Genomic DNA, 24,729 nt, shown 5'->3' with positions numbered 1-24,729 from the left:
GTCCGAGATACGGCGGGTGCGTCCCCGCCGGGTGTCGCCTCCGGCCGGGAGGTCGACATTGCCAGGGTGGCGGCCCGAAATCGTGGAAATTCGCGATAGCGGCTGCGCATCGGAGTAGCCTCGGAACCGTCCCTCGATGAGTCGAGGCAGCGGATGCACGAACTCGCGATCACGCAGAGTGTTATCGATGCCGTGTGCGCGCACGCGGCGGGGCGGACTGTGTACAGCGTCACCGTCGAGGTCGGGGTATTGACCGCGGTGGTGCCGGAGGCGATGCGCTTCTGCTTCGACCTCGCCGCCGAGGGAACCCTCGCGGAGGGTGCGAACCTGGAAATCCGGTGTGTACCGGGCACTGCGCATTGCCGTGCCTGCGGTGCCGATTTCGCCGTCACGGATCCGGTGCTGCTCTGCGTCTGCGGAAGCGCCGATGTCGAGCTCCGGTCCGGGCGAGAACTGAGAATCCGGTCGATGGAGGTGAGCCGAGAATGTGCGCAACCTGTGGATGCGGAAACGACACGGCGAATGTGATCACCGTCGGGCGAGGCCACGAACCGGGCCATGAGCACGGTCCGGACCATGTGTCGGGACCCGGTCATGAGCATGAGCACGGCGCCGGGTCTCATGAGCACGGTGTCGACCACGTGCACCCGCCGATAACCGAAACGGTGAGCCTGGAGCAGAAGGTTCTCGCCAAAAACGATCACTTGGCCCAGCACAACCGGGAATGGCTGAGCCGGCGCGGCATCCTGGCGCTGAATCTGACCAGTTCCCCTGGGGCGGGTAAGACCACTCTGCTCGAACGGACGATCCGGGATATGGAACAGATCCCGATCGCAGTGATCGAAGGTGATCAGGAGACGCTGCTCGACGCCGAGCGGATCATGGCGACCGGGGCCAAGGTGGTGCAGGTGAACACCGGTGCCGGTTGTCACCTCGACGCCGAGATGACACGGCGGGCGCTCGATGCGCTCGACCCGCCGCCCGGGACGCTGTTGTTCGTGGAGAATGTCGGCAACCTGGTTTGCCCGGCATTGTTCGACCTGGGTGAACGAGGCAAAGTTGTGATCATCTCGGTGACCGAGGGGGTCGACAAACCGCTGAAGTATCCGCATATGTTCGCCGCGGCCGAGTTGGTGATAGTCAACAAGGTCGACCTGCTGCCGTATGTCGATTTCGATATGGCCGTCTTCGGCGAGTATGCGCGTTCGGTCCGTCCGGATGTCGAGATCTTGCCGATATCGGCGACCACGGGCGACGGGCTCGATCGGTGGTACGAGTGGCTGATGGAGGAGCATCGGTCGCCGGCGGCGCGCCTTGAGGACGCGGTAGGCCCCGTCTAGACTGTTGTGACCAGAGTCACAAACCGCAGTTACGAGCCGGAGACGGCCGGCGTCGCTTCGGCTCCGGAAGGTGGCAGTGCGATGCCTACCCAGGAAGCGGTCCAAGCCGAAGAGACGCTGATCCATGTCTTGTGGATCAATGCCGGTCTCAGTTGTGATGGTGACTCGGTGGCGTTGACCGCCGCCACCCAGCCCAGTGTCGAGGAGATCGCCCTCGGCGCGTTGCCCGGTCTCCCGAAGATCGCCGTGCACTGGCCGCTCATCGATTTCGAATGTGGCCCGAACGGGGGAGCCGACGACTTCCTCGAATGGTTCTTCAGAGCCGACCGCGGTGAGCTCGAGCCCTTCGTCCTGGTAGTGGAGGGGTCGATACCGAACGAGCAATTACACGAGGAGGGCTACTGGTGCGGGTTCGGTAACGATCCCGCCACCGGCCAGCCCATGACGACCAGCGCGTGGCTGGACCGCCTCGCGCCGAAGGCCACCGCCATCGTGGCGGCCGGTACCTGCGCGACCTACGGCGGCATCCACGCGATGGCGGGGAATCCGACCGGCGCGATGGGCGTACCCGACTATCTCGGCTGGGATTGGAAGAGCAAGGCAGGTATACCGATCGTCTGTGTGCCCGGCTGCCCGATCCAGCCGGACAATATGTCGGAAACGCTCACCTACCTGCTCTACCTGGCCACCGGTCAGGCGCCGATGATTCCGCTCGACGATGCGCTGCGGCCCAAGTGGTTGTTCGGCGCGACCGTGCACGAGGGCTGCGACCGGGCGGGCTACTACGAGGAGGGTGAGTTCGCCACCGAGTACGGATCGCCGAAATGCATTGTGAAACTGGGGTGTTGGGGCCCGGTGGTCAAGTGCAACGTGCCCAAGCGTGGGTGGATCAACGGTGTGGGCGGCTGCCCGAACGTGGGTGGTATCTGCATCGGTTGCACCATGCCCGGCTTCCCCGACAAGTTCATGCCCTTCATGGACGAACCGCCCGGCGGAAAGTTCTCGTCCGCGGCCTCGGGCCTCTACGGATCGGTGGTCCGCAGTCTCAGGCACATCACCGGCCACACCGTCGACAAGGAGCCACGCTGGCGACACAGAGGCGAAAAGCTCGACACCGGCGCGACCCGAACCTGGTAGGAGGATCTCGCGATGACACAGATCATCCCGGAGCCGTCGCACCGGACGATCGAACCGGACACCCTTGTCGAGATGGCATGGGATCCGATCACCCGTATCGTCGGCAGCCTCGGTATCTACACCAAGATCGACTTCGAGAACCGTGAAGTGGTCGAGTGCCACAGCACCTCCTCCATCTTCCGCGGCTACTCCATCTTCATGCGGGGCAAGGACCCGCGCGACGCCCACTTCATCACCAGCCGCATCTGCGGTATCTGCGGCGACAACCACGCGACCTGCTCCTGCTACTGCCAGAACATGGCCTATGGGGTGCGGCCGCCGCACCTGGGCGAGTGGATCGTCGATCTCGGTGAGGCGGCCGAGTACATGTTCGATCACAACATCTTCCAGGAGAACCTGGTCGGGGTGGACTTCTGCGAGAAGATGGTCGCCGAGACCAACCCCGGGGTGCTCGCCGCGGCCGAGCGGACCGAGGCACCGCATGTGACGGCCCACGGCTACCGCACGATCGCCGACATCATGCGCGCCCTCAACCCGTTCACCGGGGAGTTCTACCGGGAGGCCCTGCAGGTGAGCAGGTACACCCGCGAGATGTTCTGCCTGATGGAGGGCAGGCATGTGCATCCGTCGACGCTGTATCCCGGCGGTCCGGGCACGGTGGCGACGGTGCAGCTGATGACCGACTACATGACGAGACTGATGCGCTACGTCGAGTTCATGAAGAAGGTCGTGCCGATGCACGACGATCTGTTCGACTTCTTCTACGAGGCGTTGCCCGGCTACGACAAGGTCGGTCTGCGGCGCACACTGCTGGGCTGCTGGGGCTCGTTCCAGGACCCCGAGTTCTGCAACTTCGAGTACAAGGACATGGAGGGCTGGGGTCGCAAGATGTTCGTGACCCCGGGAGTGGTGGTAGACGGCAAGCTGATCACCACCTCCCTGATCGATATCAACCTGGGCTTGCGGATCCTGCTGGGCAGTTCGTATTACGAGGACTGGACCGACCAGGAGATGTTCGTGAAAACCGACCCGCTGGGCAATCCGGTGGACCGGCGGCATCCCTGGAACCAGCACACCAACCCGAGGCCGCAGAAGCGCGACCTGGACGACAAGTACAGCTGGGTGATGTCACCACGCTGGTTCGACGGCAGCGAACATCTCGCCCTGGACACCGGCGGCGGTCCGCTGGCGCGATTGTGGGCGACGGCGCTGGCCGAACTGGTCGATATCGGCTATGTGAAGTCGACAGGTCACAGTGTGCAGATCAACCTGCCCAAGACCGCGCTCATGGGACCGGTGACCTTGGAGTGGAAGATCCCCGCGCACGGCAGCAACACCATCGAACGCAACCGTGCCCGCACCTACTTCCAGGCCTACGCGGCGGCCTGCGCGCTGCACTTCGCGGAGAAGGCGCTCGCGGAGATCCGGGCCGGCCACACCAAGACCTGGGAGAAGTTCGAGGTGCCCGACGAGGGCATCGGCTGCGGCTTCACCGAGGCGGTGCGCGGCGTGCTGTCGCACCACATGGTGATCCGGGACGGGAAGATCGCGAACTACCACCCGTATCCGCCGACACCGTGGAACGCCAGTCCGCGCGACGCCTACGGCACGCCGGGCCCGTACGAGGACGCGGTGCAGGGGCAGCCGATCTTCGAGGAGAACGACCGCGAGCATTTCAAGGGCATCGACATCATGCGCACGGTGCGCAGTTTCGACCCCTGTCTGCCCTGTGGTGTGCACATGTACCTCGGCAAGGGACAGACCCTGCAGAAACTGCACTCACCGACGCAGACGCTCACCCCGGAGTGAGCCCGTATCGGTGCCGTCGACGAGAGGGTGACGGTGGACATTCGCCCGGAGAAACGGGACGACGCGACACCTGACGAGAGCCGGTGGCGCGAGGCCGGCGATCGTATCGAGACGCTACTGGAGGCGAGCTCGGTAGGCGGCGCCGTGGCCCGCGAGCGCGCCGAGCAACTGGTGCGCGAGGTCGTCGAGCTGTACGGTGCGGGGCTGGCGCGTGTGGTCGGGCTGCTGGATTCGGCAACCCTCGAACGGTTGGTCCGCGACGACCTGGTCGCGAGCCTGCTGCTGGTGCACGGGCTGCACCCGCACGATGTGGACACCAGGGTACGGGCGGCGTTGGACAGCGTGCGCCCGTACCTCGGTTCGCACGGTGGCGACGTCGGTCTGGTCGACATCGTCGACAGGGTGGTCCGTCTGGAGCTGACAGGCAGTTGCCGTGGCTGTCCCTCCTCGTCGGTGACGCTGGAACTGGCCGTGGAGGACGCGGTGCGCGCGGCGGCGCCGGAGATCGAGGCCATCGAAGTCGTCGCCGAGCGGACGGAGTCGGCGGGGCTGATCTCCGCCGACTCGCTGTTCTCACGGGTGCGTTCGAGCGAGCACCGGTCCGGCGATTGGGTCGCGGTCCCCGAACTGGCCGAACTGGCTCCCGGCGAGGTGGGCGGGTTCGCCGTCGCCGGGCTCGCGATGCTGGCCTGCCGGGTGGGTGAGAACGTGTTCGCCTATCGGGACCATTGCCCGGTCTGTGACCACTCGCTCGCGGGAGCCGCACTGCACCGGCGGCTCGGATTCCCGGTCGGTGATGCGGTACTGCGCTGCCCGACCTGCCATGCGCACTTCGATGTCGTGCATGCCGGTGCACGAGTCGACGGTGAGGGACACCTCGACCCGCTTCCGGTTCTCCTGCGTTCCGGCGAACCGTCGGTGGCGGTGCCGGTGGAGGTTCCAGGGTGAACACGCCGTTCCGAGTGCTGCGGCGGATCAGTGCCGAGCACCCGCCCGCGCCGCGGGCGGGTGAACGGTGTGAGATGTGTGCCGAGCCGATCGCCGACGAGCACCGGCATGTCGTGAATATCGAAGGCCGGCAGCTGATGTGTGTGTGTCGCGGTTGCTATCTGCTGTTCGTGGACCAGAAGGCGGCACTGCGGTACCGGGCGGTGCCCGATCGCTATCTCGCCTTCCCCGGATTCACGATCGGCCGGCAGGAGTGGGACGCGTTGGAGATACCGGTGGGGCTCGCGTTCTTCTTCCGCAACTCCGCGCTGGACAAGACCGTGGCGTTCTATCCGGGCCCCGCGGGCGCGACCGAATCGGAATTGCCGTTGCAACAGTGGAATACGATTCTGCGGCGCCATCCCGAACTGGATGTGCTCGCCCCCGATGTCGAAGCCCTGCTGATCCGCGTACCCGAGCACGGGACCGCGGCCGCGAGTTGTCTGTTGCTGCCGATCGACGCGTGCTACGAGTTCGTCGGCCGGATGCGACTGCTGTGGCGCGGCTTCGACGGTGGACAGGACGTGCGCCGCTATCTGGACGAGTTCTTCACCGCCGTCTCGGCCCGCGCGCGACCGGGTGGTGCGGTATGAGTCCCGTCCGCTCGACGACGTTCGCCGTTCTCGAAATCAAGCCGGAGCCGTACGCGGTCGCACCGGCCCTGTCCGCGCGGGTCGGTATCGCCGCCCTCGCGGAAGAGCCCGTGCACGCGATCGCCCTGCGCGCGCAGGTGCGTATCCAGCCGGCTCGCCGCCGCTACTCCGAGGAGGAGAGCGCGGGACTGACCGATCTGTTCGGCCCACGGGAGCGCTGGCAGGACACGCAACGGTCGTTCCTCTGGATGCACTGCGCCACCATGGTCCCCGGATTCTCCGGAGGCGCCGAGGTGGATCTGCCGATGCCCTGCACCTACGACTTCGAGGTGACCGGATCGAAATATCTGCACGCGCTGCGCGACGGCACGGTGCCGCTGGTGTTCCTGTTCAGCGGCACGGTCTTCATCAGGGGCAGCGGCGGGTTCGCGATCCAGCAGATCCCCTGGGACCGCGAGGACACCTTCGATATGCCGATCGCGGTATGGCAGGACCTGATGGCCGCGCATTTCCCGAACACCGGATGGCTGCGTCTGCACCGGGACACCCTCGACGCGCTGACCACCTATAAAACCGGCCGCGGTCTGCTCGGATTCGACGAAGCGGTGACCCGGCTGCTGGCCCGTTCCGAGGAGCTGCCGTGAACGCCGATCCGCGCGCCCGGGCCCGCGCCGTCGCCGACGCGGTGCTCTACGAGGGCTATCTGCTCTACCCCTATCGGGCGAACTCGCCCAAGAACCGGTCCCGCTGGCAGTTCGGGGTGTTGGGGCCGGACAAGGCCGCCGAGACCGGATTCGGCGAAGAGTCGTCCCTATCGGCCCGGTTCCTGCTCGCTCCGGGGGCGGATCCCGTCCTGACGTGGACGATCCGGTTCCTCCAACTCCAGCGGCGACAGGCGGTGGACGGCGACGGGACGCCGATCGATGAACTGGTCGTAGGCGCGCGGGCCTGGCTGTCCTGGGACGAGGCCGTCACGCGGGAGATCGTCATAGGCCCTATGGCACCCGCGCCCTGCGTTCGTTCACTGACGGTTCCCGGTGGGGTCGACACCGAGGAGATCGCCGATGCCTCGGGACAGGTGGTCGGCGCGCTCGTGCGGAGTCGGCGGTCGCTCACAGGTGAGTTCGAGCTCGCGGTCGAGCGGGACGACGGGTTCCTGCGGCTCGCGGTCGCGGTTCGCAATGTGGGCGCGCCCGCGACCGATAAACAGGACGCCATCGCCCGCTCGCTGATCGGCGCACACGTCATCGCGGAAGTCGCCGGGGGCCGATTCGTTTCGTCACTGGATCCGCCGTCCGACGCCGCGGCCGCGGTCGAGCGTTGCGACCGGCACCGGTGCTTCCCGGTACTCGCCGGCCCACCCGGTGACCACAGCCTGCTGCTGATCTCGCCGATCATCCTCTACGACCACCCGGAGATCGCGGAGCAGAGTTCGGGAGCGCTGTTCGACTCCACCGAGATCGACGAGATCCTCACCCTGCGGGTGATGACGATGACCGATGAGGAGAAGGCGGCCGCGCGCGCGACCGATCCGCGCGCAGCCGAGATCATCGACCGCTGCGACACCATGTCGCCGGAAGCGATGCGAGAGCTACACGGCGTGCTGCGGGATCCGCGTCCGGACCGGCCGCGCCTGGTACCCGAGGTTCCCGAGGGGGGTGATTGGTGGGACCCGGCGGTCGACGGCGCCGTGCGTCCGGATACCGATGCGGTGCCGGTCGCGGGTGTGTTGGTGCGTAGAGGGAGTCGGGTCCGGCTGCATCCGTCCCGGCGGGCCGACGCCCAGGACCTGTTCGTCGACGGTAGGCCCGCCCGGGTCGTCTCGGTCCATGAGGACGTGGACGGGCAGGCGCATGTCGGTGTCGTACTGGACGACGACCCCGCGGCCGAGCTGCACGAATGGTACGGCCGCTACCTGTATTTCGCGCCCGACGAACTGGAGCCGCTCGACGGTCCCGAGAAGTGAAAGGAAGTCCGTGATGCAAACGATGGGAGTGATCTCGACAGCGGTGGTGGCCGTGTTGGTGGCGGCCGGTCTCTACGTCGGTGTGCGGTCGATACCGGACCTGCGGAGATACCTGAAGATTCGGCAGATGTAGCGGCGGACCGAAAGGAGGCATCATGCAGGACCGCAGCGAAGAACCACAGGAGGCACGCGGAGAGCCGGGCTCGCGCGATACCGGCGCCGAGACCGTGGCCGGGGGACCCGCCGAGCGCGAACCGGGTGATATCGGACATGAGGAGACGACCTCCGCCCACGACACCGATACCGAGCGACAGGCCGAGTTCACGTCGGAGCCGGTCCCCGGCGCCGAACCGGTGACCCCGCCCTACGAGGAACGCAAGGCGACCGCGAACGAACCGGAGGAGACGGCGACCGGCACGGTCGACGACGCGAATGTCGGTGGGGCGACGTCGCCGACCGAAGGGGAGGGATGATCCGACGGCCAAGGTGCTGATCGCCGGGATCGGCAATATCTTCCTCGGCGACGACGGATTCGGGCCCGAGGTGGTGCGGCGGTTACCGGACCACCTCCAAGCGGGTGTGCGCGTGGTGGACTACGGCATAAGCGGTATGCACTTGGCCTACGACCTGCTCTACCCCTGGGACGCGCTGGTGCTGATCGACGCGGTACCCGATCGCGGCACACCGGGTCGGGTCGAGGTGTTCGGTCCCGCACCGCAAGTCCCGGATGCCGCGCACCTCGACGCGCACGCGATGACTCCGGATGCGGTGTTCGCCGGGCTGCGCGCCCTGGGCGGCACACCGCCGCCGACGGTCGTCGTCGGCTGCCAGGTCGCCTCCGTGGCGGAGGGGATCGGCTTGTCCGCGCCCGTCGCCGCCGCGGTGGACGAAGCGGTCGGTGCTGTGGGCCGGGTCCTCACCGAACTTCTCCCATGCGGTGATCGGCATCTCGACGGTGGTGTGACACGAATCGAGGCCCAGGACAACGGCGCCGTCGCGGAGCAGGGCCGCTTCGCGCCGCCCCCCCGGACCACGGTGCGACAGGAGGAATGACCAATGTGTCTTGGAATCCCGGGACGGGTGGTGGAGGTCCTCGCCGGCTACCACGACCAGGTCGCGCTCGTCGACGTATCCGGCGAACGGCGGAAGGTGAATATCGGTCTGTTGGAGGACGACCCGGCGCGGCCGGGAGACTGGGTGATCATCCACATGGGCTTCGTCGTGGAGAAGACGGACGAGGCGGGCGCCGCGGCCGCGATGGGCGGGCTGCGCCTACTGCAGCGTGGAGACCGGCCATGACCGCCGAGCGGCAGCGGCGGCGCCTGCTGGTGCGCGGGGTGGTCCAGGGCGTGGGATTCCGACCCTTCGTCTACACCACCGCCGCCGAGTTGGCCCTGTCCGGAAGCGTCGGCAACAACAGCAGCGGTGTGGTCGTGGAGATCGAAGGGGCGCCCACGGCGCTCGACGAGTTCATCGAGCGGCTGCGTCTGCGGCCACCACCGCTGGCGGTGATCGACTCGATCGACCGTACCGATATCCCGCCACACGGTGGCACCGGGTTCCGCATCGCCGACACCACCCGCGGCGGTGGGCGAACACTGGCCTCACCGGACGTCGCCATCTGCGCCGACTGCGAACGCGAGCTGCGCGATCCCGGCAACCGGCGCTACCGCCACCCGTTCATCAACTGCACCAACTGCGGGCCGCGCTTCACCATAATCGCGAGCCTGCCCTACGACCGCGAGCGGACCTCGATGGCGGACTTCGCCATGTGCGACCGCTGCGCCGAGGAGTACACCGACCCCGCCGACCGGCGTTTCCATGCCCAGCCGATCGCCTGCCCACGCTGCGGTCCCACCCTGGCGTACTCGGAACCGGGCAGCGGTGATGCGCTCGCCCTCGCGCGAGAACTGTTGCGCGCGGGCGGGATTCTCGCCGTCAAGGGAATCGGCGGCTATCATCTCGCCTGCGACGCCACGAACGAGGTGGCCGTCGCGGAGTTGCGCAGGCGCAAACGGCGCGGTGACAAGCCCTTCGCCATTATGGTGGCGGACCTCGCCACGGCCCGTTCCATCGTGACGGTGGACGACGCGGCCGCCGCACTGTTGACCGGCCCGGCCCGGCCGATCGTGCTGCTGCCGCGCCGACCGGCGCCCGAGAAGGCCCACCCGGGTGCCGGTGCCGCCGAGACCGTCGATACGCACGGTTCCATCCCCGCCGAGTCCGTGGCGCCCGGCAACCCGGACCTGGGTGTCATGCTCGCCTACACCCCACTGCATCTGCTGTTATTCGGTCTGCCCGGCGACCCGCCCGGCCCGCCATCGCTGGTGATGACCTCGGGAAATCTCGGCGGTGAGCCGATCTGCTACGAGGACTCCGACGCCCGCACCCGGCTCGCCGGACTCGCCGACGCCTGGCTGTCGCACAATCGGCGCATCCTGGTGCCGTGCGACGACTCGGTGGTGCGCTCGATCGACGGTGACGAACTGCCTGTGCGCAGGTCGCGCGGCTATGCCCCGCTACCGATGGCGCTACCGGTCCCGCTGCCGCCGACCCTCGCGGTCGGCGCCGATCTGAAGAACACCTGCGCCGTGGCCGACGGCCGCGTCGCCTGGCTGAGCCAGCACATCGGCGATATGGACGATCTGGCCACGCTACGTGCCTTCGATGCCGCCGAACAACACCTCGAGGAGCTGACAGGGGTACGGCCGGGACAGCTGGTCGCCGACGCGCACCCCGGCTACCGGTCCACCGAATGGGCGAGACACCACGCGGAGAAACGATCGGTGCACACCGTGCAACACCACCACGCCCATATCGCCTCGGTGATGGGTGAGCACGGTCTCGATCCCGCCGAGATCGTGCTCGGAATCGCGTTCGACGGCACCGGTTACGGGCCCGACGGCGCGATATGGGGCGGGGAGGTGCTCGCGGCCGGATACAAGGGTTATCGGCGGTCGGCGCATGTGAAGTACGTTCCGCTGGCCGGTGGGGACGCCAGTGTGCACCGGCCTTATCGGATGGCGCTGGCGCACCTGTGGTCCGCGGGTATCGAGTGGTCGGAGAACATCGCGTCGGTCCGTGCCTGCCCCGCCGCGGAGCGCACGGTACTGGCGCACCAGTTCGCCACCGGGTTCAACTGTGTGCCGACCTCGAGTATGGGCCGGTTGTTCGACGCGGTGTCGTCGCTGGCCGGGGTGCGTCACGTCGTGGACTACGAAGCGCAGGCGGCGATCGAACTGGAAGGCCTGGCGCGCGGCGGGGAGCCGGGTCCGGCGGGCTACCGCTTCGTTGTCGCCACCGACCTGGACCCGGCCCCGATCGATCCCGCGCCGGTGATCGCCGCGGTGGTCGATGATGCCGCGCACGGAGTTCCCGCGGCTGTGATCGGTGCCCGGTTCCACGCGGCGGTCGCGCGGTTGGTACTCGATATCGCACTCGGCTACGCCGCACCGTCGCAGACCGTCGCGCTGTCGGGCGGGGTGTTTCAGAACGCCCTGCTGTTGTCCACCGCCCGGGCATTGCTGCGCGACCACGGATTCCCTGTCATCTGCCATCACCGGCTGCCGCCCAATGACGGCGGTCTGGCGTTCGGGCAGTTACTCGCCATCGGTGCGGGTTGAGCGGAAAGGAGAAGCGAATATGTGCCTGGCGGTTCCCGGAAAGGTGATCGACCTGCACGAACGCGATGGCACACTGATGTCGGTCGTCGACTTCGGTGGCGTGCACAAGGACGTATGTCTGCAGTACATCCCGGATGTGGCGATCGGCGACTACGTGGTCGTCCATGTCGGGTTCGCGATCCAGCGCCTGGACGAGGAGTCCGCGCTGAAGACCCTGGCCGAATTCGAACATCTCGGGGTGCTGAACGAGGAGTTCGGGGACGGCTTCGCCACTGCGGCCCGCCAGGCGGGCCTGGAGAACCCGGATACCGCGCGGCGGAACGAGGACCCGGAGGGCACACCATGAAGTATCTCGACGAGTTCAGCAATCCCGAGCTGGCCAAGCGCCTTCTTGACCGTATCCGTGCCACCACGACCAGACGCTGGTCGCTGATGGAGGTCTGCGGTGGGCAGACGCATTCGATCATCCGACACGGTATCGACCAGTTGCTGCCCGATCAGATCGAGATGATCCACGGTCCGGGCTGTCCGGTCTGTGTGACACCACTGGCGGTCATTGACAAGGCGCTCGAGATCGCCGCGCGGCCCGGGGTGATCTTCTGCTCGTTCGGCGATATGTTGCGGGTACCGGGCAGCGAGAAGGACCTCTTCCGCGTCAAGAGCGAGGGCGGCGACGTGCGGGTGGTGTACTCGCCGCTGGACGCGCTCGAACTCGCCAAGGCCAATCCCGACCGTCAGGTCGTCTTCTTCGGTATCGGATTCGAGACGACCGCTCCGGCCAACGCGATGACCGTCTACCAGGCGCAACGGCTCGGCATAGCGAACTTCTCGCTGCTGGTGTCGCATGTGCTGGTCCCGCCGGCGGTCGCCGCGATCATGGAATCGCCCCTGTGTCGGGTGCAGGGGTTCCTGCTGGCCGGTCATGTCTGCACGGTCATGGGCACCGAGGAGTACCCCCCGCTGGCGCAGCGGTACAAGGTTCCCATGGTTGTTACGGGTTTCGAGCCGCTCGACATCCTGGAGGGCATCCGCCGCACGGTCGTCCAGCTGGAGGCGGGGCGGCACGAGATGGAGAATGCCTATCCGCGGGCGGTCGCAGCGGCGGGTAATCCGACGGCTAAGGCGATGCTGTCGGATGTCTTCGAGGTGACCGACCGGGCCTGGCGCGGGATCGGTGTCATTCCGGACAGCGGCTGGCGGCTGTCGGAGCGCTACCGCGAGTACGACGCGGAGCGCCGGTTCTCCGTCGGGGAGCTGAATACCGCGGAATCGGCGATCTGTCGCTCGGGCGAGGTGCTGCAGGGCCTGATCAAACCGCACGAGTGCGCCGCGTTCGGCAAACAGTGCACACCGCGGAACCCATTGGGGGCCACCATGGTTTCCTCGGAAGGCGCGTGCGCGGCGTACTACCTGTACCGGCGGCTGGAGCAGCCCCCGGAGGTGGCACATGCGTGAGGACCTCGAGGTGGCGACACCCGCGACGATCGACATCGACGGGTGGGTGTGCCCGATGCCCCTGCGGGACGCGCCGAATATCGTGATGGGCCACGGCGGCGGCGGGGCGATGTCGGGTGAACTGATCGAGCACCTGTTCCTCCCCGCCTTCGGAGCGGCCGCTGACGCCGATATGGGCGATTCGGCGGTGATCGCCGTCGGCGACAACCGGCTGGCGTTCTCCACCGATTCGTTCGTGGTGAAGCCGATCGTGTTCCCCGGCGGCACCATCGGCGAACTCGCGGTCAACGGCACCGTCAACGATCTGGCCGTGGCAGGCGCGCGTCCGCTGGTGCTGTCGACCGCGTTCATCCTGGAGGAGGGCACCGCGCTCGCCGAGATCGCACGCGTCGCGCAGGCGGTGGGCACCGCCGCACTCGGCGCGGGTGTCACCCTCGTGACCGGCGACACCAAAGTGGTCGATGCCGGCCACGGCGACGGAATATTCATCAACACGACCGGTATCGGAATTATCGACCCCGGCGTCGATATCCGGCCGCAGCGGGTGCGGCCCGGTGATGTGGTGCTGGTCAGTGGGGAGATCGGCGTGCACGGTATCGCGGTGATGAGCTGCCGGGAGGGCCTGGAGTTCGGTACGACGGTGTCCAGCGACACCGCGCCCTTGCATGGATTGGTCGCGGCGATGCTCGCCACGGGGGCCGATGTGCACATGATGCGCGATCCGACCCGAGGGGGTGTGGCGGCGACATTGAACGAAATCGCCCGAGCCGCGAATGTCGGTGTCACACTGGAGGAGACGAAGCTGCCGGTGCCCGCCGCCGTGCGCGACGCCTGCGGACTGCTCGGTCTCGATCCGATGTATGTCGCCAACGAGGGCAAGCTCATCGCGTTCGTGGCGCCGCGGGACGCGGACCGGGTGCTGGCGGCGATGCGGGCACATCCGCTCGGTACCCGTGCGGAGGTCATCGGCGAATGTGTGGAGGAGCATCCGGGCATGGTGGTGGCGCGCACGAGCCTCGGTGGCACTCGGGTGGTGGACTTGCCCGCAGGTGAGCAACTGCCACGGATTTGTTGATGTGACGCGACTTCCGGCGCGCCGATGCACAGAAGACGAGGTGACCGATGGCGGGGGTATCGGTATCGACGATACGTGGCAGATGGTGGGGCCTGGACGCCCGCCAGCGGCGCAGTGTGGCCGGAATGGCGCTCGCGGTTGTCGCACTGCATCTGATCGGCTTCGGCGTGCTGCTGTTCGTCGTTGTTCCCGGCCACTACATCGTCGACGGCGCGGTGTTCGGCGTCGGCCTCGGAATCACCGCCTACACCCTCGGCATGCGGCATGCCTTCGACGCCGACCATATCGCCGCCATCGATAACACGACGCGCAAACTCGTGGCCGATGACCAGAAACCCATGTCGGTCGGGTTCTGGTTCTCCCTCGGACACTCCACCATCGTGTTCGTGCTCGTCGCCCTGCTCGCGGCGGGGGTGAAGACGCTGGCGGCGAATCTGCAGGACGAGGATTCCCGGTTGCAGCGGTGGACCGGGGTTTTCGGCACCGGTGTCTCGGGCACGTTCCTGATCCTGATCGGGTTGCTGAACCTGGTATCGCTGATGGGGATCTGGCGGGTGTTTCGCGGAATGCGGCACGGCGGCTACGACGAGGCGGAGCTCGAACAGCGGCTCGACAACCGTGGTGCGCTGAACCGGATCTTCGGGCCGTTGATGCGGGCCGTGCGCAAACCATGGCAGATGTATCCGGTCGGACTGCTGTTCGGCCTCGGATTCGACACCGTCACCGAGGTGGGGCTGCTGGTGATCGCGGGCGGGGCGGCCGCCACGAATCTGCCGTGGTACGCGATCCTGGTGCTGCCCGTGCTGTTCTCGGCGGGCATGTCGCTGTTCGACGCGCTGGACGGCACCTTCATGAACTTCGCCTACGGCTGGGCGTTCGCCGGCCCCCTTCGCACGATCTACTACAACATTGTGGTCACCGGTCTCTCGGTCGCGGTGGCGCTGCTCATCGGCGCACAGGAGATCATCTCGATCCTGACCGAGAAGCTGGAGGTGACATCGGGTCCGATGGCGTGGGTCGGAAACCTCGACCTCGGCGCGATGGGGTTCATCATCGTCGGACTGTTCGTACTCACCTGGGCGACAGCGATCGCGGTGTGGCGCTTCGGCGATGTCGAGCGTCGATGGCGGTCCCGGCTTCCGGTGGAATGAGAGCCGTGGCGCGCGAGAATCGAGGCGACACCAGGGGAACGGAGATGTTCTCCCGATTCGCCTACGCGCCCAATCACCTCGGCTACTGCGGACCGGAGGACGCGGCGGCGCTGCGTGAGGGCTCGAGTGCGGATGTGCGGGCATTGGCGCGCGGGTTCACCGGGGCCTGGCCCTATCTCGAGGTGATGGCGCGGATGACCGGGATAGCGGATCCGCTCGACCACCGCCTCGTGGCGTCGTATTGGCTCGGGGGCGGTATCGGCGCCCGCCTGGACGCCGGAGAGTTCGCGGCCGAGCTACTGGAGGTGATCGCGCCGGTGGCAGGTCGCTACTGGCAGCATCTGCGCGCGGATATCGCCGACGAAGCGGCGCCGAACCACTGTTTCCACGTCTTCGGTGTCTACCCGTGGTCCCGGCTGCTCGGCAGTACGACGGTCGATATCCCGATGCGAGTGCTCGACGACTGCCGGATCAGCTGGGGGAGGGTGCTCACCAGGCAGGACGATGACCTGGTCATCGAGTGTCGCCGTCTCGGATGGGATGGCCGACAACTGCGCCTGACCGAGCCCCGCGCCCGGCGTGTCCCGGTATGGATCGACGGGTACTCGGCGGTCCCCGACGCGGCCCCGGGCGATACGGTCGCCATCCACTGGAACCACCTGTGCGCCCGCCTCGACTCCACACAGGTACGCGCATTGACGGAAAGTACGGGCCGCCAGTTGGACCTCACCAACCGCAGGCTCGCCCGCGCCGCGCCTCCACCGTCGCCGCGCGTCGAGTGAGTCCGATCCTGTCGGCGAGCCGGCGGCCATCTACCTCGTCCATGGTCGCGAACCGCCATCCTCGACACCTTCGCCCGATTCGCCGGTTGAGGAGCCTCGGCGACCGCGGTCCCGTCACCGCCGAGGGTTCGCCGTCGCCTCGACCCCAGTGAGCAGGCGGTACCTTCGGCGAAGGTGCGCTGCCGGCCCACTCGGACGGCTTCATCGCCTGGCGCACCACCGGCACGGACGGCAACCTCGCCGAGATATACGCGACCGTCACCGGCCGTCGGCCGCACTGACCCGAGAAACCGGGAGTGGCCGGCCGGTGGGTGTTCTTCGAGCGCCGGGCAGTCGGATGGTAAAGGCAGCGCAGGGGTTCGGTGTCCCTATCCGGACGACCTTGGCGAGACCGCGGTCGCCGGGAGCGAAACTCGTCGAAGCGGCCGAGCCGCCACGAGTCCCGTCACCGGACGCCACGGTCTCGACGACATCGAACGGCGCCGCGGTATCGGATGTCCGAGCGCGGCGCCGATTCGATCACGGTGGTCGGCGTTTATGGACGTGCATATTCGATCACGACGTCCGGACGGGCCGGTCGACCAGGCGTGCTTCGATGGCCTCGATGATGCGGGGACGGAGTTCGGCGGGGCGAATGATGGCGTCGACCGAACCGACCTCGACAGCGCGCTGGATATTGTGCACGCGGTCGAATTCCGCGGCCACCTCACCGAGCTTTTCCGCGCGGACCGACGACCGGATCTCGTCGAGTTCCGCGGTCAGGGCCGCACGGCCGGTGCCGGTCGCGCTCGCGGCACGTGCCTCCAGTTCCCGTACCCGAGGGTCGGCCGCGGTACGGCTGTTGACCTCGCCGGCGAACACCACCGCGGCGGCCGGGGCGCCACCGAGTACCGAGGCGAACGAGCCTTCCAACGCGAGCACGGTCATATTCGGGTTCAGCGCCTTCGAGAACACCACGAACGCACCGCCGTGGTACCGAGAGATCACGCAGAACACGATGGGACCGCGGAAGTTCACGATGGCACGGCCGATCTCGGCGCCGTACTCCAACTGCAGCTTCCGCATCGACTCCGGTGAGCCGTCGAAGCCGGACAGGTTCGCCAGCACGACCAGGGGCCGATTGCCGCTGGCCGCGTTGATCGCCCGAGCGGCCTTCTTCGACGACAGCGGGAACAGCGTGCCCGCGGTGTAGGTGTCGGGGCCGTCGCTGGCCGTGAAGCCGCGCCTCGGCACACTCCGGGACTCGATGCCGAGCAGACACACCGGGATACCGCCGAGCCGTGCGTCCTGCACCACGGCGGTCTCGGCGTCGGCCATGCCCGCCCAACGTTCCAGTACCGGGTGGTCCTGATCGGCGAGGGCCCGCATCACGGCCCGGATATCGAAGGGCTTCTTGCGATCCGGGTTGGCGGTGGCGGAGAAGATCTCACCGACGGTGGTGAAATCGCTGTCCGCCGAGACATGCGGGAAATCGGAGACATCACGATCGACCGGATCGCTGGTGTGCGACCGGCGCGGTGCCTGCTCACCGGGCGCCACGTAGGTGTGCTCGTAGTGCGACATCAGCACGTCCCGCGCGGCGGTGAGGTTCGGCGCCCAGTACTGCGCCTGACCGTTCGGGCCCATCACCCGGTCGTAGCCACCGATGCCGAAGTTGTCCTCGGCCGAGACGCCGCCGGAGAAGTCCAGCGACTGCTTGCCGGTGAGCACCATCGCCGAATCCGGGATCATCACCAGGATGCCCTTGGTGTGCATGAGCATCGTCGCCTCGGCATTCCAGTACGGCTGCGCGCCGACATTGATGCCCGCGACGACGATATTGATCTCGCCGCCGTCCTGGGTGAACTCGACGATCCGCTTGAGCGCGGCGGCCACCCAGTCCATGTTCTCGGTACCGGACTTCATCGAGATCCGGGCGCCGGAGGACAATGCGTACCACTCCAGCGGGACCCGCATCCGGTCGGCCAGGTCCAGGGCGGCGATCACGCGGCGGCACTCCGGTTCCGACAGCGCGCCCAGCGATTTGGTCGGATCGCCGAGCAGCACCACCCGGGTGACACCCTCCGGATGCTGCTGGGTCGGCGTGGTGACCACACCGGCGACGATCGCTGCCGTGTTGTACCCCTTGGGCCGGTCGACCGGCACCAGGGCGTGCTCGACGTCGAGGTCGTACTCGGTGAACTCGCCGAGCAGGCCGGTGAGTTCGTACGGGTAGACGGTGTTGCGGCTCGCGGCGCGCAGCACCTTTTGCCGGTACTCGTCCAGCGGCTCGATCGGATCGGCGGTGCGTTCGCCGATGGTCACCGTGGTGCCGGTGGCCTCGAAGCCGATCCGCACCGCGCGCTTGACCAGTTCACCGGTCCGCTCGGAGCGGTGCCGGGCGATGATCAGGATCTCCTCCAGACCGGCGCCCGCGGTGATCGGCTGGATGCGTTCGACGATGGTGTCGAACTCCGCCCGGGTGAGTTCGACCGGCGGCCAGATGTACATCACGATGCGGTTCGTCTGGTACCGCGCGGCCGAGGAGCGTAGCGACCGCGCCCGGCGAATCGAATCCAGGCAGGCGGCGATGGTGTTCTCCGCCGTCGGCAGTGCGAGCAACCGGCCGTCGTGGTCGCGCAGCGCGGTCAGGTCACGCACCTGCGCGAACGCGACGAGGCGCTCGTCGGCCGGGTTCTCCTTCGCCACGCAGCGGAAGAGATAGACCTCCTCGTCCGAGGACGGCTGCCGGGTGAGGTCGAACTTGCGCAGTCGCTCGATCTGCATCCGCTGCGCGATGTACGGGTGCAGGCCGCGGATCAGCCGTTCCTCGGCCATGCCGGTGGCCGACGGGCGGAACGTGAAGTGATGGTGCATCACCGCGCCATTGCTCCCGGCCACGGTAGTGGTGATCCGGTGCACCTGGTTCGGCATGGGTCGCGCGGCGAGGACCTCCTGCAGCGCGGCGGCCATCGCATCGAAGTCCTCGGGCTGCTTTTCCCAGATGAGGTAGATATCGGCCTCGATGGACGCGGCGCCGCCGGCCAACTCGGCGAGACCGCGCAGCGCGGTGTCGAGGGCGTCGAACCGCACCACAGCCGAGACCAGGCTCGTGCCCTTGCGTTCGGCGATCACGAAGGTGCAGCCGCCCGCCTGCTCGGTGCGGACGCCGGTGAGTCCCTTGTTGCCGTAGTAGCGGCGGGTGAGCACCTCCAACATGACGGTGTTGTCCGCGCTGCCGCGCACCAGACGCTGGCCGAGCAACCGCACCAGCGGCTCGGTGCTGCGCACCATCTCGGCGATGTGGTCGGCGCGGTCGGCGCTGTCCGGGTGCGTGTCCAGATGACGCAGGCGCCTGCGGACGGTGGTGTACACCTCGGCGCGGTTGCGCCGCAGCAGCGGCTGGCCGTACCAGGCATACACCAGGCCGCGGGCGAGGTCGGCGATCACCGGGAAACGCACCTGCGTCGCGCCGACCAGCCGCTCCAGCGCCAGGCCGACGGGCTCGCGCAACGCCCGCTCCGGCATCGGCTCCCGCAGCCACTCGCGCAGCAGCGTGGTGATGACCTCGACGGTGTCGGATGGCCGTTGCTGGGCGAGGAAGATTCGGAAGACCGCGGCCTCGAGGTCAGGTGTGCGTTCCAGCTCTGTGACACCGTAGTACCCGAGTGCCTTGGCGAGCTTGGCCTGATACGACTCCGGCAGCCCGGCCCGCTCGACGTCGAGACTCCGCATATAGGTGTGGAAGTACTCGCGGGCGCTGTGCACATGGCTCTGGCCACTGCCGTCCTCGTCCCACGAGCGGTTGTGGCTCAGCTCGGCGAGGTCGGCGAATACCTGTACGAGTTCGACCTCCTCGGCCAGCGGCCTGCGGTTGTCCGCCACGGCCTCCCGGCGCGCGGTGAGGTAGTCGCCGAGCACGCGGCGGTCGTCGTGCGGGTCGACGTCGTAGCCGAGCAGTAGGCTGCGCAGGTCCTGCAGTCCGCGGGCCACCCGCTCATGCGGCCGAGAGGGTGCGGGCTCGACCGGAAGGTCCAACTCGACCGTCTCCACGGCCGCGCTGTCGGCCTCCTCGCCGTCCTCGGCGAGCGGCTCCAACCGCAGCAGCGGCGCGCCGGTCTCCACCTGGGTGCCGACGGAAACCGTGCACTCCTTCAACCGGGCGCGGAACGGCGCGCGCAGCACCGTTTCCATCTTCATGCTCTCCAGCACCAGCACGGGCGCGCCCGCCTCGACCTCGGCGCCGACCTCCAGCGGTGTGGCGACGACCAGCGCGGGCGCGGGGGAGCGGACGACACCGCCCTCGTCCCGGCTGATCCGGTGCGTCACCCCGTCGACGTCGATCAGGTGGATCGGTCCGTGCGTGCCGGTGGTGAGGCGGTACCGGGTGCCGTTGACCACGATCTGCCCGGTGTGGTGGTCGAAGCGTTCCAGGTCGACGTCGGCGGTGCGCAGATCCCCGCCCGACTCGATACCGACCCGGAACCGGTGCGCACCGACGCGCGCGACCCGCACCCGGTAGCCGACACCGCGCAGCTTGAGGTCGTGCGGCCGCCCGCTCTGATGCTGGACCTGCGGGCGTCCGCCGGCCGCCGTGGACAGCAGCCGGTCCCGCTCGACCCGCTCCTCCTCCTCGTAGGCGTCGATGGCGGCGGCGGCCACCGCGACGGCGGAGTGCCGGTGCGATACGAGACGGCCCTCACCGCGCACCCGGTCGATCCAGCCGGTGTCCGCGGTGGCGTCGACCACCTCGGGCTGGTCGAGCAGGTCGAGCACGAAGCTCTTGTTGGTCGCGCCGCCCTCGATGACCACCCGGGTCTGCACCATCGCGCGCCGCAGCCGGCCCAGCGCCTCCTCACGGTTGCGGCCGTAGGCGATGATCTTGGCGATCATGGAGTCGAAATCGGCGGGGATGGTGTCGCCCTCGCTGACACCGGTATCGACGCGGATGCCGGGCCCGGCGGGCAGGTCGAGCCGCACGATGCGGCCCGGAGCGGGCGCGAAGTCGCGATCCGGATCCTCGGCGTTGAGCCGCGCCTCGATGGCGTGGCCACGCTCGACCGGTGGCTCACCCTCGAGTCGGCCGCCGGAGGCCACGTGCAGCTGAGCCCGGACCAGGTCGAAACCGGTGGTGGCTTCGGTGATCGGGTGTTCAACCTGCAACCGGGTGTTGACCTCGAGGAAGGCGAACAGCCGGTCACCGGGGTGGTAGAGGAATTCGACGGTCGCCGCGCCGCGGTATCCGACTGCGACCGCCAGCCGTTCGGCCGACGCCTTGAGTTCGGCGGCCTGCTCAGGGCTCAACACCGGCGACGCCGACTCCTCGATGATCTTCTGGTTGCGCCGCTGCACCGAACAGTCGCGTACGCCGAGCGCCCACGCGGTGCCCTGGCCGTCCGCGATCACCTGCACCTCGACGTGGCGGGCGCCGGTGACCAGCCGTTCCAGGAAGACAACGCCGCTGCCGAAGGCCCGTGCGGCTTCCTGGCGGGTACGTTCGTAGGCGTCGACGAGTTCGGCTTCGCCTGTGATCACCCGGATACCGCGACCACCGCCACCCGCGGTCGCCTTGAGCATCAGTGGGTAGCCGATTTCGGCCGCGGCGCTCAGGGCGGCGCCGACGGATTCGACCTCGCCCCGGCTCCAGGGCGCGACCGGCACGCCGACTTCCTCGGCGATGAGCTTGGCGCCGATCTTGTCACCGAGCTTGCGCATCGCCTCCGGGTTCGGGCCGATGAAGGTGACCCCGATCTGTTCGCACAGCTCCGCGAACGCGGGATCTTCCGCGACGAAGCCCCAGCCCACCCAGGCGGCATCGGCTCCGGTCGTCACCAGAGCGCGTTCGAGCGCCTTCAGGTCCAGGTAGGGGCGCGCGGACGCGGGACCGAGATCGTAGGCGATATCGGCCTCTCGTACGAACGTCGCGCTCCGGTCGACGTCGGTATATAGCGCGACGGTTTCGATCGGTTGCGCGGTCTCTGCCGCCAAATCCCGGACAGCGTGGATAAGGCGCATTGCCGCCTCTCCCCGGTTCACGATCGCGATGCGATTGAACACTCGCCTGGCTCCCTTCCTCTCCAATGCGCCGGCCCGGTCTACGGGCGAGCCGATCGCGGCTCTGCGTAGTGTGCACCCCGAACCCGGATAATTGCACGGCACGCGGGTACTACTCGCCCGTATACCTCGTCGGGCCGTCCGCTGCCGTCGTGGTACCAGGTGATGGTGGCACGTGCGGGACTCCGATTGTCGGCGCAGGTCCGATCCCGTGTCGGGCGCGTCGAGCGGGCCTCCACCAGGGCGGCAAGTGTGCACAGCGGCATCGCCCCTACGTCGGAGACAGCGAAAACCGGGTCCGGGCCAGGCTTTTGGCGCACAGGTCCTCGACATACACCGCTTGGTTGTCGCGGCGGATCGCCGTGGTGTGCTTGTACGCCCGGTCCCGCCGCGTACCGGCCACCCGCGCGACCCGCGACCGGGTCTTGGCCCGGTTGTTGCTGTCCTTACACAGAACAACAGCAACGACCACCCCCTGGGCCAGGAAGGCCCACGCGGTGATGCGCTGATCCGGCCCCGAAGGACCGGGTTTGTGCGCTACGTTCCCCGGTCGGATCACATGTCTCGCGCATTCTCACCGAACTGGGGTGCGCGACCGCGTCCAGGCCGTGGTCTACGTCCACCAACACGGGGTGGTCGGCCACCCCGAACCATCCACTGAATATCGCGGCGAGATCGCAATGGCGGCGGGTAGCGGAGTCGGAGAAATACGGTGACGCCGGGTACTACGATCGTGGTACCAGGCGATAGAATGTGAGGGTGACCTATGAGTGGTGGTTCGGCGCCTCAACGGTCCTGGCGATGGCCGGGGTCGAGCGTCATGAGGTGATCGAGGTGCTCTACGCCGATCGCCGATGGCCGCGCCGTGGCGTCGACCCCGTAACCGGGTTGGCGGCGTTGACCATCTGGGCCCGCACGGACGACGGACGGCCACTTATCGTGACGCTTCGACCGCGGGACCACTTCGATCATCAGATCGTCGCGGCTCGGCGGATGACTCCGGAACAACTCGAAGAATTCGTCGAATGGGAGAAGACGCGATGAGTGCCGAATGGCCTGGTACCCCTGAAGACATGGCTGCCTTCGCCGCGCGTCTGGAGTACACGGACGACCGGGTCGAGCTGCCGCCGACGCCCGGGCCCGCCGGCGTGATGGTGTCTCGGTCCGTGAAGATGCCGGCCGAGTTGGACAAGCGGCTCGAGACCGCCGCTGCCGATCGCGGTATCACGAAGTCGATGCTGATACGCCAGCTGCTCGAGACCGGCCTCGTCACCTTGGAACACGATCACCCGATCTCGCTGACGGACGCCATCCGAGCGTTGGCGGGTTTGCGAAGGACCGCCTGACCCCCGGCCGAGGTGTCGTGCACGCCGTGCTCGGACGCCACGATCCCTCGGGCTTCGAAGGCCGGCTCGACATGGCATCCTGATCCCACCGAAGTTGTTGCCGTGTACCGCGTGGCCGCCGCGAGCGACCGACACCGACGCCCGGCGTGATCGCCGCTCGGCCGTCGGCGGGTGGAACTCAGCCCACGTAACGACGGGCCGGGGAACGGCGTTGGGATTCTTCCAACAACACGAGGCCGGCTTCCACGTGCGAGGGCACGACTTTTCTTTCGCGCAATACCCAGGGCAGTCCGCGCAAGGACTCCAGCACGGCCCCGGCCGTCGCCAGGTCGGCCGGGGCGGACCGGAGCACCACGGCGGTTCGGCGGGCCGCACTTCGTACCGGCCGCCGCAACCACAGCGTCCACAGGGTGTTCCGGATACCGAGCCCGCGTCGATGGGTCGAATTCCGTATCCGGGAAGGCGCGTGATGGATCACCATGTCCGGTACCCAGCACATCCACCCGCCGTGGGCCGCGAGGTCGAGCGCGAGCAGTTCCTCTTCCCCGCCGAACCACAGATGTCGGGAGAAACCACCGACCTCCCTGAACGCGCTCACCCGAAAGGCGGACAGAGCCGCCATCACGCCGAGCAGCGCCGGACCCGGTAGCCAATCGGGCCCGGAAACCGGTGAATCGCGCAGTTTCGGTGTGATCGGATCCTCGTGCAGGTCGGGCGCGACCAGGCAGCGTCCGGTCACCGAACCCAAGCCGGGATACCGGTCGAGCAGGTCGGCGGCGCGGGCCAAGGAGCCCGGCTGCCACTGGGTGTCGTCGTCACAGAACGCCACATACGGCGTGCGCGCCCGTTCGACCGCGATATTGCGGGCCACCGCACCGAGATTGTCCGGCGAGCGGATGAGTTCCACGGACGGGAACGCCGCGGCGACCGCGTCGGCCGTGCTGTCGGAGGACGCGTTGTCGACCAGGATGATCGGCGCCGCGTCGGGAAGCGCGATCATGTGCGCGAGCGTTTCCAGCAGTTGTTCGCGCCGGTCGCGGGTGATGACGACGACCGTCATGCGGTCCGTGGCCATCCGGTCACTTCCTTTCGGTGAGTTCGAGGATTCGGGTCTGGCGCTCCACCTCGGGCGGCAGCCGACGCCGCTGCGCCAACGCCCACGGCAGGCGGCGTAAAACCCCGGCGACCGTCGGCAACATCCCCGGGTCACGCGTCGCCCGGCCGAGCAGACCGACGGTCTCGTTCACGCACCGGTGCAGGGGCCGTCGCATCCAGGCGATCAGCGCGTTGTTCCGCTGCTCGATCCGCCCGCGCCACGCCGGAGGCGGACGGTGAGGCGACGGGTGGTGGTGGGCGCGCACGTCCGCCACATAGCAGAGATGCCAGCCGTATGCCGCCAGATCGAGTGACAGCAATCGTTCTTCGGTACCGA

At 67.9% G+C, this 24,729-nt stretch carries 23 protein-coding genes and 1 pseudogene; 20 read left to right on the top strand and 4 right to left on the bottom strand.

What is annotated here, in order from left to right:
• Positions 1-153 precede the first annotated feature (153 nt).
• The 18 genes and pseudogenes from ON20_RS14830 (at position 154) to ON20_RS14750 (ending at position 15,918) form a co-directional block, all read left to right on the top strand.
• On the top strand, positions 154-528 hold the full coding sequence (locus ON20_RS14830) for a hydrogenase maturation nickel metallochaperone HypA/HybF (protein ID WP_040836134.1): 375 nt from the start codon (positions 154-156) through the stop codon (positions 526-528).
• Positions 486-1,340 (top strand): hydrogenase nickel incorporation protein HypB, encoded by an 855-nt coding sequence (hypB, locus tag ON20_RS14825; RefSeq protein WP_051162491.1) that lies wholly within the window; start codon positions 486-488, stop codon positions 1,338-1,340. The genes ON20_RS14830 and hypB overlap by 43 nt, the downstream gene beginning before the upstream one ends.
• Positions 1,341-1,421: 81 nt before the next feature.
• Positions 1,422-2,477, top strand: a complete 1,056-nt coding sequence (locus tag ON20_RS14820; protein WP_040836133.1) for an NADH-quinone oxidoreductase subunit B family protein — start codon at positions 1,422-1,424, stop codon at positions 2,475-2,477.
• 12 nt (positions 2,478-2,489) lie between these two features.
• Entirely contained in the window at positions 2,490-4,286 is a 1,797-nt protein-coding gene (locus tag ON20_RS14815) for a nickel-dependent hydrogenase large subunit (protein ID WP_040836132.1), read from the top strand.
• 27 nt (positions 4,287-4,313) lie between these two features.
• Positions 4,314-5,234, top strand: a complete 921-nt coding sequence (locus ON20_RS14810) for a NifU family protein (RefSeq protein ID WP_245547242.1) — start codon at positions 4,314-4,316, stop codon at positions 5,232-5,234.
• Positions 5,231-5,866 (top strand): DUF5947 family protein, encoded by a 636-nt coding sequence (locus ON20_RS14805; protein ID WP_040836131.1) that lies wholly within the window; start codon positions 5,231-5,233, stop codon positions 5,864-5,866. Before ON20_RS14810 ends, ON20_RS14805 begins: the two co-directional genes overlap by 4 nt.
• Positions 5,863-6,510, top strand: a complete 648-nt coding sequence (locus ON20_RS14800; protein ID WP_040836130.1) for a DUF6084 family protein — start codon at positions 5,863-5,865, stop codon at positions 6,508-6,510. The genes ON20_RS14805 and ON20_RS14800 overlap by 4 nt, the downstream gene beginning before the upstream one ends.
• Entirely contained in the window at positions 6,507-7,832 is a 1,326-nt protein-coding gene (locus ON20_RS14795) for a hypothetical protein (protein ID WP_040836128.1), read from the top strand. The genes ON20_RS14800 and ON20_RS14795 overlap by 4 nt, the downstream gene beginning before the upstream one ends.
• Before the next feature lie 13 nt (positions 7,833-7,845).
• Complete coding sequence (locus tag ON20_RS41015; RefSeq protein WP_086008986.1) at positions 7,846-7,965, top strand: DUF6893 family small protein; 120 nt, start codon at positions 7,846-7,848, stop codon at positions 7,963-7,965.
• 22 nt (positions 7,966-7,987) lie between these two features.
• The gene (locus ON20_RS14790; protein ID WP_051162489.1) at positions 7,988-8,305 is read left to right on the top strand and encodes a hypothetical protein; all 318 of its coding nucleotides are present in this window, start codon (positions 7,988-7,990) and stop codon (positions 8,303-8,305) included.
• A pseudogene (locus ON20_RS14785) lies at positions 8,265-8,759 on the top strand (hydrogenase maturation protease); the annotation flags it as partial. The gene ON20_RS14790 and the pseudogene ON20_RS14785, both read left to right, overlap by 41 nt.
• 129 nt (positions 8,760-8,888) lie before the next feature.
• Positions 8,889-9,131 (top strand): HypC/HybG/HupF family hydrogenase formation chaperone, encoded by a 243-nt coding sequence (locus tag ON20_RS14780; protein ID WP_040836126.1) that lies wholly within the window; start codon positions 8,889-8,891, stop codon positions 9,129-9,131.
• Positions 9,128-11,455 carry a carbamoyltransferase HypF gene (hypF, locus tag ON20_RS14775; RefSeq protein WP_040836124.1) on the top strand — a complete coding sequence of 776 codons (2,328 nt, stop codon included), beginning with the start codon at positions 9,128-9,130 and terminating at the stop codon, positions 11,453-11,455. Before ON20_RS14780 ends, hypF begins: the two co-directional genes overlap by 4 nt.
• Before the next feature lie 19 nt (positions 11,456-11,474).
• Positions 11,475-11,801 carry a HypC/HybG/HupF family hydrogenase formation chaperone gene (locus tag ON20_RS14770; protein WP_040836122.1) on the top strand — a complete coding sequence of 109 codons (327 nt, stop codon included), beginning with the start codon at positions 11,475-11,477 and terminating at the stop codon, positions 11,799-11,801.
• The gene (hypD, locus tag ON20_RS14765) at positions 11,798-12,910 is read left to right on the top strand and encodes a hydrogenase formation protein HypD (protein ID WP_040836120.1); all 1,113 of its coding nucleotides are present in this window, start codon (positions 11,798-11,800) and stop codon (positions 12,908-12,910) included. The genes ON20_RS14770 and hypD overlap by 4 nt, the downstream gene beginning before the upstream one ends.
• On the top strand, positions 12,903-13,985 hold the full coding sequence (gene hypE / locus ON20_RS14760) for a hydrogenase expression/formation protein HypE (RefSeq protein ID WP_040836118.1): 1,083 nt from the start codon (positions 12,903-12,905) through the stop codon (positions 13,983-13,985). Before hypD ends, hypE begins: the two co-directional genes overlap by 8 nt.
• A 92-nt stretch (positions 13,986-14,077) precedes the next feature.
• Positions 14,078-15,136, top strand: a complete 1,059-nt coding sequence (gene nicT, locus ON20_RS14755) for a Nickel transporter NicT (RefSeq protein WP_218002532.1) — start codon at positions 14,078-14,080, stop codon at positions 15,134-15,136.
• A gap of 5 nt (positions 15,137-15,141) precedes the next feature.
• Complete coding sequence (locus ON20_RS14750; protein WP_040836116.1) at positions 15,142-15,918, top strand: DUF6390 family protein; 777 nt, start codon at positions 15,142-15,144, stop codon at positions 15,916-15,918.
• A gap of 555 nt (positions 15,919-16,473) precedes the next feature.
• Here the strand turns inward: ON20_RS14750 and ON20_RS14745 are convergent.
• Both ON20_RS14745 and ON20_RS37635 read right to left on the bottom strand, forming a co-directional pair.
• Positions 16,474-21,954: an ATP-binding protein gene (locus tag ON20_RS14745; protein WP_040836114.1), complete on the bottom strand. Its 5,481-nt coding sequence runs from the start codon at positions 21,952-21,954 to the stop codon at positions 16,474-16,476.
• A 268-nt stretch (positions 21,955-22,222) separates the two neighbouring features.
• Positions 22,223-22,510 carry a hypothetical protein gene (locus ON20_RS37635; RefSeq protein ID WP_040836112.1) on the bottom strand — a complete coding sequence of 96 codons (288 nt, stop codon included), beginning with the start codon at positions 22,508-22,510 and terminating at the stop codon, positions 22,223-22,225.
• 200 nt (positions 22,511-22,710) lie between these two features.
• Here ON20_RS37635 and ON20_RS14735 point away from each other — a divergent pair, with 200 nt between their 5' ends.
• Both ON20_RS14735 and ON20_RS14730 read left to right on the top strand, forming a co-directional pair.
• Positions 22,711-22,995: a hypothetical protein gene (locus tag ON20_RS14735; RefSeq protein ID WP_040836111.1), complete on the top strand. Its 285-nt coding sequence runs from the start codon at positions 22,711-22,713 to the stop codon at positions 22,993-22,995.
• Positions 22,996-23,024: 29 nt separating this feature from the next.
• Positions 23,025-23,297, top strand: coding sequence for a ribbon-helix-helix domain-containing protein (locus ON20_RS14730; RefSeq protein ID WP_040836109.1), 273 nt, complete (start codon positions 23,025-23,027; stop codon positions 23,295-23,297).
• Positions 23,298-23,475: 178 nt separating this feature from the next.
• Here the strand turns inward: ON20_RS14730 and ON20_RS14725 are convergent, their stop codons facing one another.
• Positions 23,476-24,372: a glycosyltransferase family 2 protein gene (locus ON20_RS14725; RefSeq protein WP_040836107.1), complete on the bottom strand. Its 897-nt coding sequence runs from the start codon at positions 24,370-24,372 to the stop codon at positions 23,476-23,478.
• Positions 24,373-24,376: 4 nt separating this feature from the next.
• Positions 24,377-24,712 carry a hypothetical protein gene (locus tag ON20_RS38920; protein ID WP_245547252.1) on the bottom strand — a complete coding sequence of 112 codons (336 nt, stop codon included), beginning with the start codon at positions 24,710-24,712 and terminating at the stop codon, positions 24,377-24,379.
• Positions 24,713-24,729: the final 17 nt, after the last annotated feature.

The sequence above is a fragment of the Nocardia brevicatena NBRC 12119 genome, assembly GCF_000308495.1.
Classification (GTDB): Bacteria; Actinomycetota; Actinomycetes; order Mycobacteriales; family Mycobacteriaceae; genus Nocardia; species Nocardia brevicatena.
Note: the sequence above shows the minus strand (reverse complement) of the source record. Positions and strands in the feature narration are given on the sequence as shown.

Bases quoted from the DNA above. Each gene is read 5' to 3' on its own strand.
- hypE (WP_040836118.1), top strand. From the start codon at position 12,903: ATGCGTGAGGACCTCGAGGTGGCGACACCCGCGACGATCGACATCGAC.
- ON20_RS14820 (WP_040836133.1), top strand. From the start codon at position 1,422: ATGCCTACCCAGGAAGCGGTCCAAGCCGAAGAGACGCTGATCCATGTC.
- ON20_RS14730 (WP_040836109.1), top strand. From the start codon at position 23,025: ATGGCTGCCTTCGCCGCGCGTCTGGAGTACACGGACGACCGGGTCGAG.
- ON20_RS14815 (WP_040836132.1), top strand. From the start codon at position 2,490: ATGACACAGATCATCCCGGAGCCGTCGCACCGGACGATCGAACCGGAC.
- hypD (WP_040836120.1), top strand. From the start codon at position 11,798: ATGAAGTATCTCGACGAGTTCAGCAATCCCGAGCTGGCCAAGCGCCTT.
- ON20_RS14725 (WP_040836107.1), bottom strand. From the start codon at position 24,372: ATGGCCACGGACCGCATGACGGTCGTCGTCATCACCCGCGACCGGCGC.
- ON20_RS14830 (WP_040836134.1), top strand. From the start codon at position 154: ATGCACGAACTCGCGATCACGCAGAGTGTTATCGATGCCGTGTGCGCG.
- ON20_RS41015 (WP_086008986.1), top strand. From the start codon at position 7,846: ATGCAAACGATGGGAGTGATCTCGACAGCGGTGGTGGCCGTGTTGGTG.
- ON20_RS14790 (WP_051162489.1), top strand. From the start codon at position 7,988: ATGCAGGACCGCAGCGAAGAACCACAGGAGGCACGCGGAGAGCCGGGC.
- hypF (WP_040836124.1), top strand. From the start codon at position 9,128: ATGACCGCCGAGCGGCAGCGGCGGCGCCTGCTGGTGCGCGGGGTGGTC.
- ON20_RS14780 (WP_040836126.1), top strand. From the start codon at position 8,889: ATGTGTCTTGGAATCCCGGGACGGGTGGTGGAGGTCCTCGCCGGCTAC.
- ON20_RS14770 (WP_040836122.1), top strand. From the start codon at position 11,475: ATGTGCCTGGCGGTTCCCGGAAAGGTGATCGACCTGCACGAACGCGAT.
- ON20_RS14800 (WP_040836130.1), top strand. From the start codon at position 5,863: ATGAGTCCCGTCCGCTCGACGACGTTCGCCGTTCTCGAAATCAAGCCG.
- hypB (WP_051162491.1), top strand. From the start codon at position 486: ATGTGCGCAACCTGTGGATGCGGAAACGACACGGCGAATGTGATCACC.